The following is a 13,957-nucleotide window of genomic DNA, read 5'->3' as shown; positions in this document are numbered from 1 at the left end:
AATTTCTTCCGCTGCGATCTGGGCGGGTCACGGGTGAGCGGATAGCGGCCCGGGATGTCAGGGCTGAACTGCGAGGCTGATCACTGTTAGATCTACCGGATCTACCTGCCATGAAAAGATCTATCAGATCTAAAGACTCCCGAAAGTTCTACAAGATCTAAATCAGTACAATGGGGCTTTCGGGAGAAGTTCTCCGGGCCGCCGGATGAAAATTCATCACCTTCCCCCACATTCTGGGAGTCCCACATGGTTGATAACACTGCGCTCGCCCCGCCCCTGCGCAATCCTTTTCGCCCCACCTTCGGAGTCTCACCCACCATTCTGGCGGGGCGGGACTCCCTCCTGGACGCATTTCGGCTGGGACTGGCGGAAGGGCCGGGAAGCCCGTTCCGTGCCCTGCTCATCGCCGGGGCAAGAGGCATGGGTAAAACCGTTCTCCTCAATGAGTTCGAGGAGGCCGCCGCGGCCCAGGGATGGATCTCGCTGCGCGCCTATCCGGATGAACATCTGGTCACCACCCTGGCTGAGACGACGATCCCCCAGGCCATGAGGCACGTCAAGGGTGATCCACCCAAGCGCATGTTCACCGGTGGCGGCATCGCCGGGGTTGGGTCAATCAACTCGGTTCCTCATCCAGATACCTCCAGCCCCTCCCCGACGTTGATCACCCGGCTCCGCGCCCTGGCCAAGCAACTTCGACCCCATGGCACCGGTGTGCTGATCACCCTCGATGAACTCCAGGCAGCGCACGCGGACCAACTCCATCAACTGGCTACTGCGGTTCAGGATCTGCTCCGCGATGATTTTGATATCGCCCTAGTGGCCGCCGGCCTGCCCGAGGGAATTGAACGCCTGCTTCAGCAACGGGGCACCACCTTCATCAGGCGGGCGGAGCGGATCCACCTCCGGCCGGTTTCTGATCCTGAGGCCAGCGAGATGTTTCTGGCGACCGCCCATGCCGGCGGACGGGAAATGAGCACCGGGGCAGCTGCGGCCGCCACCGCCCTCAGTGTTGGATATCCCTATCTCATGCAGTTGACAGGCTCACTGGCTTGGGCCCACACCTCGCTCTCCGGGGAATCCCGGATCACCACCGCCCAGATCGAAGCCATCAGGACTGATGTGATCAGGCGGATGGGCAGTCAGGTTCATGGGCCTTCCCTGCACCAGGTCCCAGATCGCGAACTGGGCCTGCTCTACACCCTGGCCGAGTTATCTTCGGCAGCTGGGATGGTGGCCACCGGTGATATCGCCGCGCATCTCGGGGTAAAACCCAATGCACTGTCCATGGCGCGCAAGTCCCTCCTCGACCGGGGTCTCGTGGAAGTACCCAAGTACGGTTATCTCAGCTTCTCGCTTCCTTACCTGAGGGAGTATCTCCTGGATTCCCCGCATCACCGCCCCATTGCTTAAGTGCTTAACTGAAAGGATCTCCCCCACCGTGGCCCGCAAACGTTCCAACGCCAAGAAGGACATCTCCGCTGCCGTCGAGTCCGGCCCGCAGGCAGGTGTCTATCAGGGCGACTCCGGCCCGCTGGAATTGGAATCAGATCCCTATACCCCCAACGGTTGGCTGATCAATGTCAATGGGGCACCCAGTTCCCATATTGTGTTCGGTGAGCCCCGGAAGCTGATTTTCGAGTACATGCGCTGGATCGCCACGGGGGTCGAGGCCCATGTCCGTGAAAATCTGGATCCCGAAAAGTTGCGCATCACTCACCTGGGCGGCGGTGCCTGCACCATGGCTCGCTACTTCGCTGATGTCTACCCCACCTCCCGCAACACGGTGGTCGAGATCGACGGTGAACTGGCCCGACTGGCCCGTCAGTGGTTCGACATTCCCCGGGCTCCGAGGGTGAAGATCCGGGTTGATGATGCCCACGCGGTAGCCGAGGCTTTCACACCGGACAGCCGTGACATCATCATCCGCGATGTCTTCGCCGGCGCAGTGACCCCACTCAATCTCACCACGGTGGAGTTCTTCCGGCACTGCCAACGTGGTCTTGCAACCAGGGGGCTCTACGTAGCCAATTGCGGTGACCATTCCGACCTCAACGGAGCCAAAACCGAGATCGCCGGCATGCTCGAGGTCTTCGCCCATGTGGTGGTGATCGCCGATCCCCCGATGCTCAAGGGACGTCGCTACGGCAATATCATCCTGCTTGGCTCGGATGTCCCGCTTATCGACGCCGCCTCCCCCGCCGCTGCGGCCATGGCCCGCGAGCTGCTGGGCGGTGGGGTTCCCGCCCAGTACCAGGATGAGAAATGGACCCGGCGCTTCGCTTCCGGCGGAAAGCCCCGGCATGATCAGTCCGGCCCGGAAACTGCCTGAGCGACGGAATCCTGCCGGATTCTTCGCACACTGGGGCTCCCCCCTGATCAGCGAGATGAACCGTTTCTCACGCAGGCACGCTAGACCGCTGACCCACCCGGCGGGTCTGCCCCCTCCCTGGGTGCGGTTGCAGCACATTTGTTTATCACCCAGCAACGGTTAGCGGTTACTGACCCAAAAGCCGAGCTGGCGGGGTGAGCTTTTATGCCACACTCGCCGAACTCCAACCGATGGTCATCGAGTTATTGAGGTGTTGCCCGTATTGCGGGCGCGCACCCACCTAAGGAAGGTACTGGGATGAGGTCACGGATCTTCCTGGGCGGCGACTTTTCTCGATCTGCAAATGGAACACCCCCAGCCCCGAAGGGCTCCTCGTCATCGACGGGGAATTTATGGTTCTGTCAGGAGATATCGCAGTAGTCGGGAAGATTGCGGTATTGTCCATTCTCCTACGCGTGCTCTAAATCGACTTTCCCTACCTCGTGACCGGGTTCACGGTCATCATTAATAAAGGTAGCTTGCGTCCGTCGTACCTTAATAACCCCACCAAACCTTGAGCCAAGAATCGCGGTGAGTCCGGGAAGTAAGAAAAGCGCCAAGATGACAAGCCCAAACGGTGGCGCAAGGAACATCCCCAGGACCGCAGGCACAATCAACCACCACCAACTAACCCGAATTTTTCACGTGAATTCGTTTCGTGACGAGTACGTGGGGGTGGCAGCAGCAAAGATCGACGAGATCCCGGCGGGTGCTGGTGCCGGGGAAACCAGGTTCCAAGTCCTGTGAGTGGTAGTGATTGCGGGCGGCGCGTTGATAAAAAAGGCGGGGCAGCACGTGCCGGGGTCAGGCCGTGGATCTCAGCCGGGACAAGCCGTGTTCCAGCAGCTCACGGTGGGTAGGTCACGTCCTCCGGAGTGGTGTATCTGCCCTTTCGATAAAATAGGCAGTCTGACGATCTCAGGGACCGGCACGAGCCCGATACTGGTGCCGGCTCATGCGACCTCCTGAGCAGCGTCGCTGGCGTCGATGACGTTGCTGACCATTATCGCCCGGGTCTGCTCCAGACTCGTCAGCGACATATAGCGCTTCTGCTGGATCCAATCGTCGTGCTGCTCCGCCAGAACCGCTCCGACCAGACGGACGACGGCATCCCGGTTGGGAAAGATGCCCACGACGTCGGTGCGCCGGCGGATCTCCCGGTTGAGTCGCTCGGTAGGGTTGTTCGACCAGATCTTCGTCCACACACTCTTGGGCGCATGAGTGAACGCCAACAGCTCGTCCAAGGCTTCTTCCAGGTAGTCGGCTACGTGCGGGAATTTTTGCTCACAGAAAGTCACGACCTCCCGGGCCTGGTTCCACACCGATGCGGCGTCGGGTTGCTGGAAGATGGTGTGGAACATCGCCGACAACGTCGGCCACTGACTCTTGGGTACCAGGCCGGAAAGGTTCTTCGCAAAGTGCGTCCGGCACCGCTGCCAGGAGGCGTTCGGCAATACCTCGCCGATGGCGTGCTGGATGCCTAAATGCGCGTCGCTGGTGACCAGGTAGACCTGATCCAGACCCCGGGCCTTGAGATCCCTAAAGAACCCGGTCCAGGAGGCCACCGACTCGGCGGTGGCGACCTGCATGCCCAACAACTCCCGATACCCTTCGGCGTTGACGCCGGTGGCCAGCAGGACTGAGGTTTTCACCACGCGTCCGCCTTCGCGGACCTTCATCGTCAGCGCGTCACACGAGACATACAGGTAGGGCCCGGTATCCAACGGGCGGGTGCGGAAATCCTCCACCATCTGATCGAGATCTTTGGCCATCTCCGATACCTGCGACTTCGACAGGTTGGTGATCCCCAAGGAGGCGACCAGGTCGTTCATCCTGCGAGTAGACACACCTTTCAGGTAACAGGTGGCGATCACGGTGGTCAGGGCGCGTTCGGCACGTGTACGCCGTTCCAACAGCCAGTCGGGAAAGAAGGAGCCTGTCCGGAGCTTGGGGACGGCGACGTCGATGGTGCCGACGCGGGGGTCGAGGTCGCGGTGGCGGTAGCCGTTACGGACGTTGGTACGCGACTCGGAGGTGGTGGCGTAATCAGCGCCGCAGATCTGGTCGGCCTGGGTCGAGAGGATCTGGTTGATGAACTTCTGCAGCATCTCGCGCATCAGATCCGGGGAGGCTTGGGAGAGTAGCTCGTCGAGGTAGGTGGTCGGGTCGATAGAATGGGGGCCAGCGGCCATCGTGGGTTTCCCTTTCGAGGAAGTGTGGATACGGATTCGAAAGGTACTGCGGTGGTCGCCTCATGCATTCATGAGGGTTGTCACCGGCAGTTACAGATACACCACACTAATGGACGTAACCAATTTCGGTCGTGTGCTCAGCGCGGTGCGAAACAACCCGTTGTCGCCGTAACCGGCGTCAGCGACGATCACTGGCGGCGCCAACCCCCAGTCAGTGAGTTCATCGATCATCTCCAGGGCCAACTCGGCCTTCGGTTGATGCCTGATCGTATCGGGGATCTTTGCCCGGGCACGGCGCAGTCGGGCCTGGGCGCGATCATCCGGCGTGTCAGCGTAGGCCTCATCCCAGCTGCGGGGCAGGAATAATCGCCAGTTCAGCGGGCAGGAGGCCACGTCGGTCACGGCGTGCACGCTGACGCCGATTTGGACGTTGCCGACTTTTCCCAGGGTGCCGGAGTACTGCCTAGCTACTCCGGGGGAAGCGTGGCCGTCTTTGATGAAGCCGGTGTCGTCGACGACCCAGGCATCGGGGTGGATCAGGTTGATGGCTTTGGTGGCCAGGGCCTGGCGGACGGGTTCGACTTTCCAGGGCGAGGTTGAGACGAATTGTTGGAGGCGTTGGTGGTCGATCCCGAGCCTGTCGGCCATGGGTTGCATGGATTTTCGTCGGCCTTCCAGCATCAAGCCTTGGAGGTAGTAGCTGCTGGTGGTGCGTTGGTCTGTGCGGGGCAGGGAGGCGAAGACGTCCGCGATGAACTCTGCGAGGTCACCGGGGTCGTGGGTGGTTTTCGTGTCCATAATCTGACGTTACGACCACACGCCCCGCACCACAAGAGCTAACAAAGCACTACTAGATGTTGAGACTCAACGACCCCATATCTTCACGTATTAAGTCCTACCTCTAGAACGCCCCCGGTCAAGAGCGGAGGGTGGAAAAGCCTCCTCTTACTCAACCGGTGGTTTATAAATAGTGCAACCCACTTTTTCTTTCCCTGCCCATTTTTGAAATAGCTGATTACCTAACTCCCCCCTGCTTCTCGTTCAGGGCCCGACTGAAAAGAGCTCCTCTTCATGAACACCCGCCGTCTTGTCCTGGCGCTTTTCGCAACAGTGTCGCTGGCACTCTCTGGCTGCGCAGGAGACACCAGCAACGACAACCCCACCCCTTCCTCCAGCACTACCGAGACCCCAGATAGCAGTACCTCTGCAACCAGCAGCGTCTCGGCAACAACCACCAGCTCAGAAACAACCCCTGAGGCAACAACTATCCCGGAGGCAGGGACGATAGCCACGTCAGAACCAGTACCTCCTCCGGCACCTTCGGCAACGTCGCAGCAGGTCACAGCCCCGACCTTCGTGGAATGTATCTACGGTGGCGGCTCCTGGACCAGCCAAGCCCTGATGAGCGACGGGTCCTACCAGTGGTCGGCTGAATGTCAGCAGAAACTGGACGAGCAGAGAGCCGAAGCACCCTATCAATGCCCGCAGACCGACTACTTCGTTCCTGACCCCTGGTACTGCGACAACCAACAGGTCCCGTGGTCTGTCCCCCCACCCTCCCAGATGGAGACCCCGGCCTATCTCCTCCCCGATTCCCCGGAGGAGATAGCTGGGAAGCAATGGTGGGGTGACTGTATGGCCCAGAACACCGCCGAGTATTGCCGCTCCGTGGATCCGTACGTCAACGGATAGCGAAACGTGGCGAGCGAAGTGCCAACGAGGCCGGTATCGATTGGGGCCCGTCAACGCAAGATGATCGGCGGCGTGAACAAAGAGTTTCTCGACGAGATCTCTACCCGCTCCCGGGACAACCGCCCCGGACCCAATGGCCGAATCGCCTACCTGCGCCACGGTGACACCCTCCACGTAGTCTCCATCGACCGCCTGGCCGTTCCCTAGTGGATCTGCGCGGGATCGTCGACCAGATCACTGCCAAAGGGGCCTCCGTGCATTTCGTCAAAGAACACTTGACCTTCTCAGCCAAGTCCACCGACCCGCGGGCCACCCTCATGCTCTGAGTCCTGGGCTCGTTTGCGGAGTTCGAGCGCTCCATCATCCGCGAACGCCGGGCCGAGGGCATCGCCTTGGCGAAGAAGGCCGGCAAGTACAAGGGCCGCAAACGCTCCTTGACCCCAGAGGGAGTGGAGGAGGCCCGTCGGCGGGCCGAAGCCGGTGAATCCAGGATCGCCATCGCCAAGGACCTGGACATCAGCCGCGCCACCCTCTACAGAGCCCTATCCGAGCGGAACTAAGTAGAGGTTCTGGGAGCTGAATTCCTATACGCTAAATCGACATGACACTACAACGTTAAAACATACGTATGTTTAGGCTCGCCATTGCCCCCTAGGACACGTATAGGTAATGGTCAGAGCACTTTGACCTTGATCACTCCAGGGCCCTTCCAGATTTTATAACACCACCGCCCTTCGTCTTCCCGACGCACTGTGGACCGCCCACCAGGGATAAATATTCGAGAGAGAGCTCTACAGAGGAAGCGGTGATCAGGAATAAAGCTAGAAGAAGGCAGACGGGTGGGAAACGCAGCCTTATCGACAGATCGACCCCTTCTCCGGACGTGCCCTAGGGCTTCTGGAAGGATGGGGATACTTGCTGGAGGAAGGAATAGGATGTCGCTTACTGACCAGGGCATGCCCACTCATCAGCACTTGGTGCTGCCGGCTATTCGCGCTGTTGCAGAGCTGGGCGGGTCAGCGAAGGCGAAGGAGATTATTGACCATATCGTCGAGAACTATCCCAATGCGGACAATCTCCTCCAGGTGACCTACCCCAATCGCCCAGACGTGGCTGTCTTTCCCGAACGCGCCTCCTGGGGACGGTCCACCGCCAAACTCATCGGTGCTCTCGAGCAACCTTCCCGGGGAATGTATCTGACCACGGACCTGGGAGAAGAACTGCTATCCCTGCCGGAGGTGGAAGCCTTCGAGAAGATCCGCGAGCTGGACCGCGAGTACTACCGGGAGCAGCGCAGAAAGAAACTGGAAGACCCCTTCACTGCGGGTATCGAGGACCGGGACGAGCCTTCCGCAGAGGTATTGGCCGTCTCGGAAGCCGACGACGATAGTTCTGCCTCGGGGTGGAAGATCCAGCTGCTGGAGCGCCTGCACCGGCTTTCCCCGGAGGGGTTTGAGAAGTTCGTGCTCTACCTACTGCGTCGCTACGGCCTCCAACTAACCCATATCGGCGGAAGTAGAGACGAGGGCATTGACGGGATCGGCACCGCGCCTTTGAGTCCGGTGCTCTCCTCGCGGGTAGCGGTCCAGGTCAAACGCTACGATCCGAACGGAAAACCCATTGGGAGGGACACCGTAGCCTTGTTCCAGCGCGATGCCCAGACCAAGGGGGCAGAACGGGCGATTCTGGTGACACTTAGCCGGTTCACCGAGCCTGCCCGCAAAGCCGCCACGACCACCATCCCGACTGTTGATCTCATCGACGGGGACCGCCTGGCGGATTTGATCCGTGAAGACGGGGAATCCGGAGTCAGTCTCCAGCCGACCGTCAATGAGGGCTGGTTCGACAAGTTTGACTAAACGCCAGGTCCACTTTCCTGTAGAGAGAACGGCAAAAGAGCCCGTCTGGGGGAACTAAGTAGAGGTCTGGGAACCGAACTTTTATACGCTAAATCGACATGACACTACAACGTTAAAACATACGTATGTTTAGATTCGCCAGTGCCTGTTACCTTGAAAGCATGCCCATCACGGGGATAATCGCTGGGCCCGGCATGGCTTAATCGCCCTGTAGTTCATATGATCCGGAAGTGGAGCCGACCTTGGGAATTTTGCATCACCTTTAGCCTCCCAAGAATCTGGTCGCGCTGCCTGGGGGCCTTCCTTTGTGCGCTGGCATGAGCCAAACTGTTGATTCTTAGGGCACCCCGAGAGCTCCCAGGGATGCGCAAGTGGTTACCGTGACGGGTGTGAACGAAACGCAACGGCTTAACAGCCTCTTGAGAACCTACTTCAGCCCCTCAATCATCGATGACCATAGCTCCCCGGAGGGGGTGGAAGAGGTATCGAAGAAGGCCTACAGCAAGCTGAGCAGTGCAATGAAGGGCATCAAGAAGCATCCGGCCAAGGATACCCTTAAGGAGGAAACCCACGCCTCCTTGTACGGGTTCATCACCAATCTCAAGAACGACCCCCTGCCCGTCCAGTACTCGAAGGCCGCTCAAGAGAACTTCGATGCCCGCCATCACGCGTGGTGCAAAAACAGGATGACGGCGTTCAATGGGGTCTTCCTACTCCCCCAACTTTGCAACAGCACCCTTTGAACGAGCCAGAAGGGGAGCTTTGGGGCGGAGCCAGCACTCCAGGCGGCTAAAGAGCTGCAACAAAAAGTTCTCGTTGTCATGCGACAGCCTCTGCAGCATGATAGATCTGGCATTCAGGGATTTATTTCCTGAGGCTTAGTATTTTTCTCGCTTCCAGAAATGATCACGAGAGGATCGCTATGAGAAACCGATTCGCCACCCGTCTTGCAGCCGTATCATTGACAATCACACTCCCCCTCACCGCATTACCCGCCGTACAAGCTGAGGAAATCTCCACTCCTGCAGCAGTCGTATCGACTGGCGCAGAGTTCACCCAGCCCACCGCGGACAAACCTGCCGTTGACTCAGTCGGGGAACCAGTCACCCTGGACGCAGAGGATGCTGACGGAGAACTCGTTCAGCCCACAGCGCTGCCCTTCGTTGTCATTCGTTGTTTGGCCGGGCTGAGCATCCGTGGACAGCAACTACTTCAGATCGCAGAACTAGCTACGACTGGAAATTGGGCAGCAATCGGCACCCTCTTCGGCACTGCTGCACTGGCTTGTGCACGTGGCCGTTAGTGGAGGCGTATCAGCAAAACATGGACATTTTGAAAATGATCGATTCGCTAGATGAAAAAGCAGAGCAGCGTTGGCGTCGAGCCCCGGCCTATCGCAAAGAATTCGTGGCTAGCAGAGAAGTGATCGACGAGCACTCTGACCTTTCTCGAGAAGAAATCGACAAAGTGCTAGCAGATCAAGGGCTTCCATCCCTGACAAAGGGGGGAAAAGCGATGGTCAAAACTCTCGTGGTCTTTACCCCCCTCATACTCGCTCGAGCAGCCCTGGCTAACGTCAGGAAATTAATTGTGCGTCTCCAAGGGCGGAAGCAGCGCTAGAAGGCAAGCAGAAAGTCATTTGACCTGCTGCGATCACGTTCCCTCGGTTTATTAACCGAGAGAACGTGTTTTTGCTTGAAGATTCTTTTTCTGGGTACAGGAAGTGACGATGTGCCGAAGGCCAGGATGGCTCAGTGGTGAAACAGTCACTCAGCGCTAGATGATTGATTCCTGGGGTTTAGTGGTCATGCGCGATCAGTGACCGCAGCGCCGGCTGGCCGGTGGTGTGGCTATGCCAGATCACCGCTGTCAACGCCAACAACCGCCGCACCATCCGGCTGGCCACCCCGGCCACGGTGCGACCACCATGCTGCTCCAGGACCAGCTGGCCTTTCAACGTCTCAAACACCGACTCGATCCGCTGCCCCAACGGTTTCAGGAACTGCCTGCCTGGCCGGGGTGCCTCGCCCTTCCGGGCCGGCCGGATCAACTCGACACCACCGTCGCTGAGTTCATCATCCAGCCAGGCACCGTTGTGGCCCTTGTCCGCCATGATCACCTGCCCGGTCGGTACCGGCACCGGCAACCGATCGAGCATGGCCAGCAACGTGGCGCGTCCACCGGCCTTCGCCCCGGTGACCGCATAAGCGACTGGCATCCCGTGCAGCGTGGAGATCAGATGCAGACGCATCCCCCAGAAGAACCTCGAATGGGAGGCGCAGTACCCGTATTCGGCGGTTCCGGCCAGATCCGAGCGTGTGGCTGTTTCCCGGGAGCGGCCGCACTCGACCGGGGTGGAGTCCACGATCCAAACATCATCGCCCAGCAGTCCGATGCTGGTGGCCAGGTGCACCATGAGGTGCTGGATGACTTTGGTGAGGGCGCGTTGGCGTTTGTTATAGCCGGACTGCTGCGAGAGGTGGGGGAAAACATGCCGGCCAGGACGATGAGTTCTGTGTCGCTGATGCGGGGCTGGCACCCGGAGGCCGGGCGGGCCGGGAGAAGCTCGGGGTGGGTGTTGAGGTAGTCGTCGCAGGTGACGTAGAGTGCTGTTGCGAGAGTGTTCATGTCGTTTTCCACAAATTCGATTCTTGAAAACTCTCGCTTTGTTTATCGGTAGCGACTCCCGTGGTGACCCCAGGAATCAATCATCTAGACCGTCTGATAGCGCTCAATCAGGGACAGTGAGTCGAGTTCCACGATAACGCGGCACACCTTGGCGTTGAAGAGGACGGAGGCAGGGCCTACTGGCCCCCGGCTCTCCACCCAACTTGGCAACACCACCGATCAGAAGGCCATGCCGGCAGCCCTGGCACGGGCCGCCACATCCTCGATCAGCCCGAGCACCCGCTTAACATCCGATTCGGTGGAGGTCCGCCCCAGGGTAAAGCGCAGTGCCCCCCGAGCTTCTGCTTCACTGACACCCATTGCCAGGAGCACGTGGCTGGCTCGGTTCACGCCGGCCGCGCAGGCCGAACCGGTGGAGGCTTCCACCCCGAGGCTGTCCAGGAGCATGAGCAGGCTGTCGCCCTCTGCACCGGGGAAAGACATGTGCAGGTGGCCGGGAAGAGAAGATTCGGTGGTGTGAAAAACCACATCCTCGACCAGGTCGGTGATCCCGGTTCGCAGCAGGTCCCGCAGGCCACGCAACCGTCCGAGTTCAGTCGGAATCTCGGACACCGCCTCTTCAAGTGCGGCAGCGGTGGCTGCGGCTCCGGCGACATCCACGGTGCCGGGTCGGATTCCACGCTCCTGGCCACCGCCGTGAAGTACCCCGGTGGGTGCTGGGGAACGTTTGGCTAACAGCAGTCCCACTCCCCTGGGCCCGCCGAATTTATGGGCGGAGGCCGCCAGAGTGGTGGCCCCTAGCGCGGCGAAATTCACGGGGAGATGGCCGACCACCTGGACGGCATCCACATGCACCGGGGTGCCCACCGCACTGGCACGCCCAATGACCTGCTCGACCGGCTGGATCGCACCGGTTTCATTATTGGCCCACATGCAGGCGGCCAAGGCAGCCGGGGTATCCAGGGCGGAAAGGTCACTGACCCGGCCTTGGGCGTCCACCGGCAGCAACTCCACCTCAGCACCCAGGGACTGCACCGTTTCCAGTACCGCGGGATGTTCGATCGGGGTGGAGATCACCCTTCGGGACTCTGAGGCGGCAAAAAGACCCTGCACGCCGATATTGTCGGCCTCGGTGCCGGAGGCGGTGAAGATGACCTCCACCGGCTCGCAGCCCAGCAGGGCGGCGATGGTTTCACGAGCGTCGTCAAGCACGCTGCGGGCGCGCCTACCGGATGTGTACTGCCCACCGGGGTTGAGTGCCTGCGCATGCCTGACCCAGGCATCCACCGCCACCTGCCGCATCGGCGTGGTGGCGGCATGATCCAGGTAAACGCCCGCCGCCATCTGTGCTAGTTCTTCCGCTGCTTGATCTCTTCGATCAGCTTCGGGGTGATCTCGAAGAGGTCACCCACGATGCCGAGATCGGCGATCTGGAAGATGGCGGCATCCTCATCCTCGTTGATGGCCACGATGGTCTTCGCGGTCTGCATGCCTGAGGTGTGCTGGATGGCGCCGGAGATACCGAGGGCGATGTAGAGATCCGGGGAGACAGTCTCACCGGTCTGGCCGATCTGGAAGTTCGGGCCGTAGTACTTCTCATCCACCGCATCACGGGTGGCACCCACGGCACCATCAAGCAGGTCAGCCAGGGGCTCAACCAGATCGGTGAAACCCTCCACCGAACCGACACCACGGCCACCGGCGACGACGGCCTTGGCCTGGGAGAGCGCGGGGCGCTGGGCAACCTCGGAGGGCGTGAAAGAGGTGACGGTGACATCCTTGGCGGTGGCCTCCGGCAGGGCGATGACCTGTACGGTGCCGGCTGCCGGGATCGGGTCGGCCTCAGTGGCGCCGGGGCGCAGGGTGTAGACCGGGCAGCTGCCACCCACAGCTGCGGTGGTGCTGACGGTGTCGCCGAAGATGGAGTGGGTGGCGGTGCGGTCCGCGTTGATGGCGATGACATCGCTGAGCACACCGGATGCCAGGCGCACGGCCAGGCGGCCGGCGATCTCATTGCCCTCGGTGGTGGCGGCCACGACGATGGGGCCCGGGTTGTTGTAGGCGATGGTGTGGAGGGTGTCCACCTCCGGCAGGATCAGGCGGGAGTCATAGGAGTCCGACTCGGCGGCGATGACCGCGGCGGCACCGATGGCAGCCAGCTCACCCGCCAGGGTGGTGTGGGTGCCGGTCTTGCCGACGACCACGGCGGTGACCTCGCCGAGGTTGCGGGCTGCGGTGATCAGTTCCGCGGTGACCGGGTCAAGGATGCCGCCCTGCTGCTCTACCAGGACATATGCGTTGCTCATGGGGAAAATTCTCCTAGTGGTTTCGGGGTCGGTCTTAAATCAGCTTCTGGGCGGCCAGGAAGTCAGCGATCTTCGCGGCGGCGACGGCGGGATCATTGGCGTGGACCAGCTCACCGGCGGTGCGTGCCGGGCGCTCCTGCGCGGCGGTGACCGAGGAGGAGGCGTGTGCCTGACCGACCTGCTCCGGGGCGACCCCGATGGCGGCCAGATCCAGGGACTTGATCTCGGCCTTCTTGGCGGCCATCAGGCCCTTGAAGTTGGGGAAGCGCGGCTTATCGGCCTTGTCGGAGACTGAGACCACGGCCGGCAGTGCGGACTGCAGCTGGTAAGTTCCCTTGTTGCTTTCCCGGACCGCCTGAACCTGGCCACTCTCGAGCTTGATCTCACTCAGGCTGGTCAGCGCCGGGATCTGGCGGTATTCAGCGAGGATGCCCGGCAGGGCACCCACGGCAGCATCCGAGGAGGCGGCACCGGCGATGATCAGGGCGACATCCTCGATGGTGTTGATGGCGTTGTTGAGGGCCCAGGCCGTGCCGATCACATCGGAACCGGCCAGGGCCTCATCGGCCAGGTGGACGGCTTCGTCCACACCCATGGCCAGGGCCTTACGGAGTGCCTCATCGGCACCGGCGGGGCCGGCACCCAGGGCGATCACGCGATAACCGGCCTCCGGGTTGTCATCGCGCAGGCGCAGTGCCTGTTCCACGGAGAACTCATTGATCTCATCGATAACGGAATCCACGCTTTCGCGGTCAAGCCGGAAATCGGGGGTCAGTTTCCGGGTGGACCAGGTGTCCGGAACGTTCTTCACAAGCGCCACGATTGCGGGCATCATTCACCTCTCGTAAAACGAACTGCTCTGTCTATTTATTTTGAACTGCCAAGTCTAGCAAACACTACCGGGACTCC

At 60.7% G+C, this 13,957-nt stretch carries 11 protein-coding genes and 3 pseudogenes; 8 read left to right on the top strand and 6 right to left on the bottom strand.

Annotation, left to right across the window (positions count from 1 at the left end; translation table 11 throughout):
- Positions 1-246: 246 nt before the first annotated feature.
- Both COCCU_RS05850 and COCCU_RS05845 read left to right on the top strand, forming a co-directional pair.
- Positions 247-1,413 (top strand): ATP-binding protein, encoded by a 1,167-nt coding sequence (locus COCCU_RS05850; RefSeq protein WP_156230651.1) that lies wholly within the window; start codon positions 247-249, stop codon positions 1,411-1,413.
- A 28-nt stretch (positions 1,414-1,441) separates the two neighbouring features.
- Positions 1,442-2,332 (top strand): spermidine synthase, encoded by an 891-nt coding sequence (locus COCCU_RS05845; protein WP_156230650.1) that lies wholly within the window; start codon positions 1,442-1,444, stop codon positions 2,330-2,332.
- A gap of 992 nt (positions 2,333-3,324) precedes the next feature.
- Here the strand turns inward: COCCU_RS05845 and COCCU_RS05840 are convergent.
- Positions 3,325-4,563 carry an IS256 family transposase gene (locus tag COCCU_RS05840; protein WP_156230649.1) on the bottom strand — a complete coding sequence of 413 codons (1,239 nt, stop codon included), beginning with the start codon at positions 4,561-4,563 and terminating at the stop codon, positions 3,325-3,327.
- Positions 4,564-4,692: 129 nt separating this feature from the next.
- Positions 4,693-5,361 (bottom strand): annotated as a pseudogene (locus COCCU_RS05835) (IS701 family transposase); the annotation flags it as partial.
- A gap of 966 nt (positions 5,362-6,327) precedes the next feature.
- Here COCCU_RS05835 and COCCU_RS14825 point away from each other — a divergent pair.
- From COCCU_RS14825 to COCCU_RS05810, 6 genes and pseudogenes are all read left to right on the top strand, one after another.
- A complete protein-coding gene (locus COCCU_RS14825; protein ID WP_269434470.1) occupies positions 6,328-6,462 on the top strand; it encodes a recombinase family protein in 135 nt (44 codons plus the stop codon).
- Between the two features lie 122 nt (positions 6,463-6,584).
- Positions 6,585-6,629 (top strand): annotated as a pseudogene (locus COCCU_RS14880) (hypothetical protein); the annotation flags it as partial.
- Positions 6,630-6,647: 18 nt separating this feature from the next.
- Complete coding sequence (locus COCCU_RS14640) at positions 6,648-6,815, top strand: helix-turn-helix domain-containing protein (RefSeq protein WP_231598883.1); 168 nt, start codon at positions 6,648-6,650, stop codon at positions 6,813-6,815.
- A 375-nt stretch (positions 6,816-7,190) separates the two neighbouring features.
- Entirely contained in the window at positions 7,191-8,114 is a 924-nt protein-coding gene (locus COCCU_RS05825; RefSeq protein ID WP_156230647.1) for a restriction endonuclease, read from the top strand.
- A gap of 389 nt (positions 8,115-8,503) precedes the next feature.
- Complete coding sequence (locus COCCU_RS05820; protein WP_156230646.1) at positions 8,504-8,857, top strand: hypothetical protein; 354 nt, start codon at positions 8,504-8,506, stop codon at positions 8,855-8,857.
- Positions 8,858-9,437: 580 nt separating this feature from the next.
- Positions 9,438-9,734: a hypothetical protein gene (locus COCCU_RS05810; RefSeq protein ID WP_156230644.1), complete on the top strand. Its 297-nt coding sequence runs from the start codon at positions 9,438-9,440 to the stop codon at positions 9,732-9,734.
- A gap of 178 nt (positions 9,735-9,912) precedes the next feature.
- Here COCCU_RS05810 and COCCU_RS05805 read toward each other — a convergent pair.
- The 4 genes and pseudogenes from COCCU_RS05805 to COCCU_RS05790 all read right to left on the bottom strand — a co-directional run bounded on the left by COCCU_RS05805 (position 9,913) and on the right by COCCU_RS05790 (position 13,880).
- Positions 9,913-10,754, bottom strand: a pseudogene (locus tag COCCU_RS05805) (IS982 family transposase).
- A 207-nt stretch (positions 10,755-10,961) separates the two neighbouring features.
- Complete coding sequence (locus COCCU_RS05800) at positions 10,962-12,086, bottom strand: cysteine desulfurase family protein (protein WP_156230643.1); 1,125 nt, start codon at positions 12,084-12,086, stop codon at positions 10,962-10,964.
- 5 nt (positions 12,087-12,091) lie between these two features.
- The gene (locus COCCU_RS05795) at positions 12,092-13,048 is read right to left on the bottom strand and encodes an electron transfer flavoprotein subunit alpha/FixB family protein (protein WP_156230642.1); all 957 of its coding nucleotides are present in this window, start codon (positions 13,046-13,048) and stop codon (positions 12,092-12,094) included.
- 34 nt (positions 13,049-13,082) lie between these two features.
- Positions 13,083-13,880 carry an electron transfer flavoprotein subunit beta/FixA family protein gene (locus COCCU_RS05790; protein ID WP_156232632.1) on the bottom strand — a complete coding sequence of 266 codons (798 nt, stop codon included), beginning with the start codon at positions 13,878-13,880 and terminating at the stop codon, positions 13,083-13,085.
- Positions 13,881-13,957: the final 77 nt, after the last annotated feature.

It is taken from the genome of Corynebacterium occultum (genome assembly GCF_009734425.1).
Classification (GTDB): Bacteria; Actinomycetota; Actinomycetes; order Mycobacteriales; family Mycobacteriaceae; genus Corynebacterium; species Corynebacterium occultum.
This window is presented reverse-complemented; position numbering and strand designations above follow the sequence as displayed.

Coding starts and splice junctions, on each gene's coding strand:
- COCCU_RS05850 (WP_156230651.1), top strand. CDS start 247: ATGGTTGATAACACTGCGCTCGCCCCGCCCCTGCGCAATCCTTTTCGC.
- COCCU_RS05840 (WP_156230649.1), bottom strand. CDS start 4,563: ATGGCCGCTGGCCCCCATTCTATCGACCCGACCACCTACCTCGACGAG.
- COCCU_RS05825 (WP_156230647.1), top strand. CDS start 7,191: ATGTCGCTTACTGACCAGGGCATGCCCACTCATCAGCACTTGGTGCTG.
- COCCU_RS05810 (WP_156230644.1), top strand. CDS start 9,438: ATGGACATTTTGAAAATGATCGATTCGCTAGATGAAAAAGCAGAGCAG.
- COCCU_RS05800 (WP_156230643.1), bottom strand. CDS start 12,086: ATGGCGGCGGGCGTTTACCTGGATCATGCCGCCACCACGCCGATGCGG.
- COCCU_RS05795 (WP_156230642.1), bottom strand. CDS start 13,048: ATGAGCAACGCATATGTCCTGGTAGAGCAGCAGGGCGGCATCCTTGAC.
- COCCU_RS05790 (WP_156232632.1), bottom strand. CDS start 13,880: ATGCCCGCAATCGTGGCGCTTGTGAAGAACGTTCCGGACACCTGGTCC.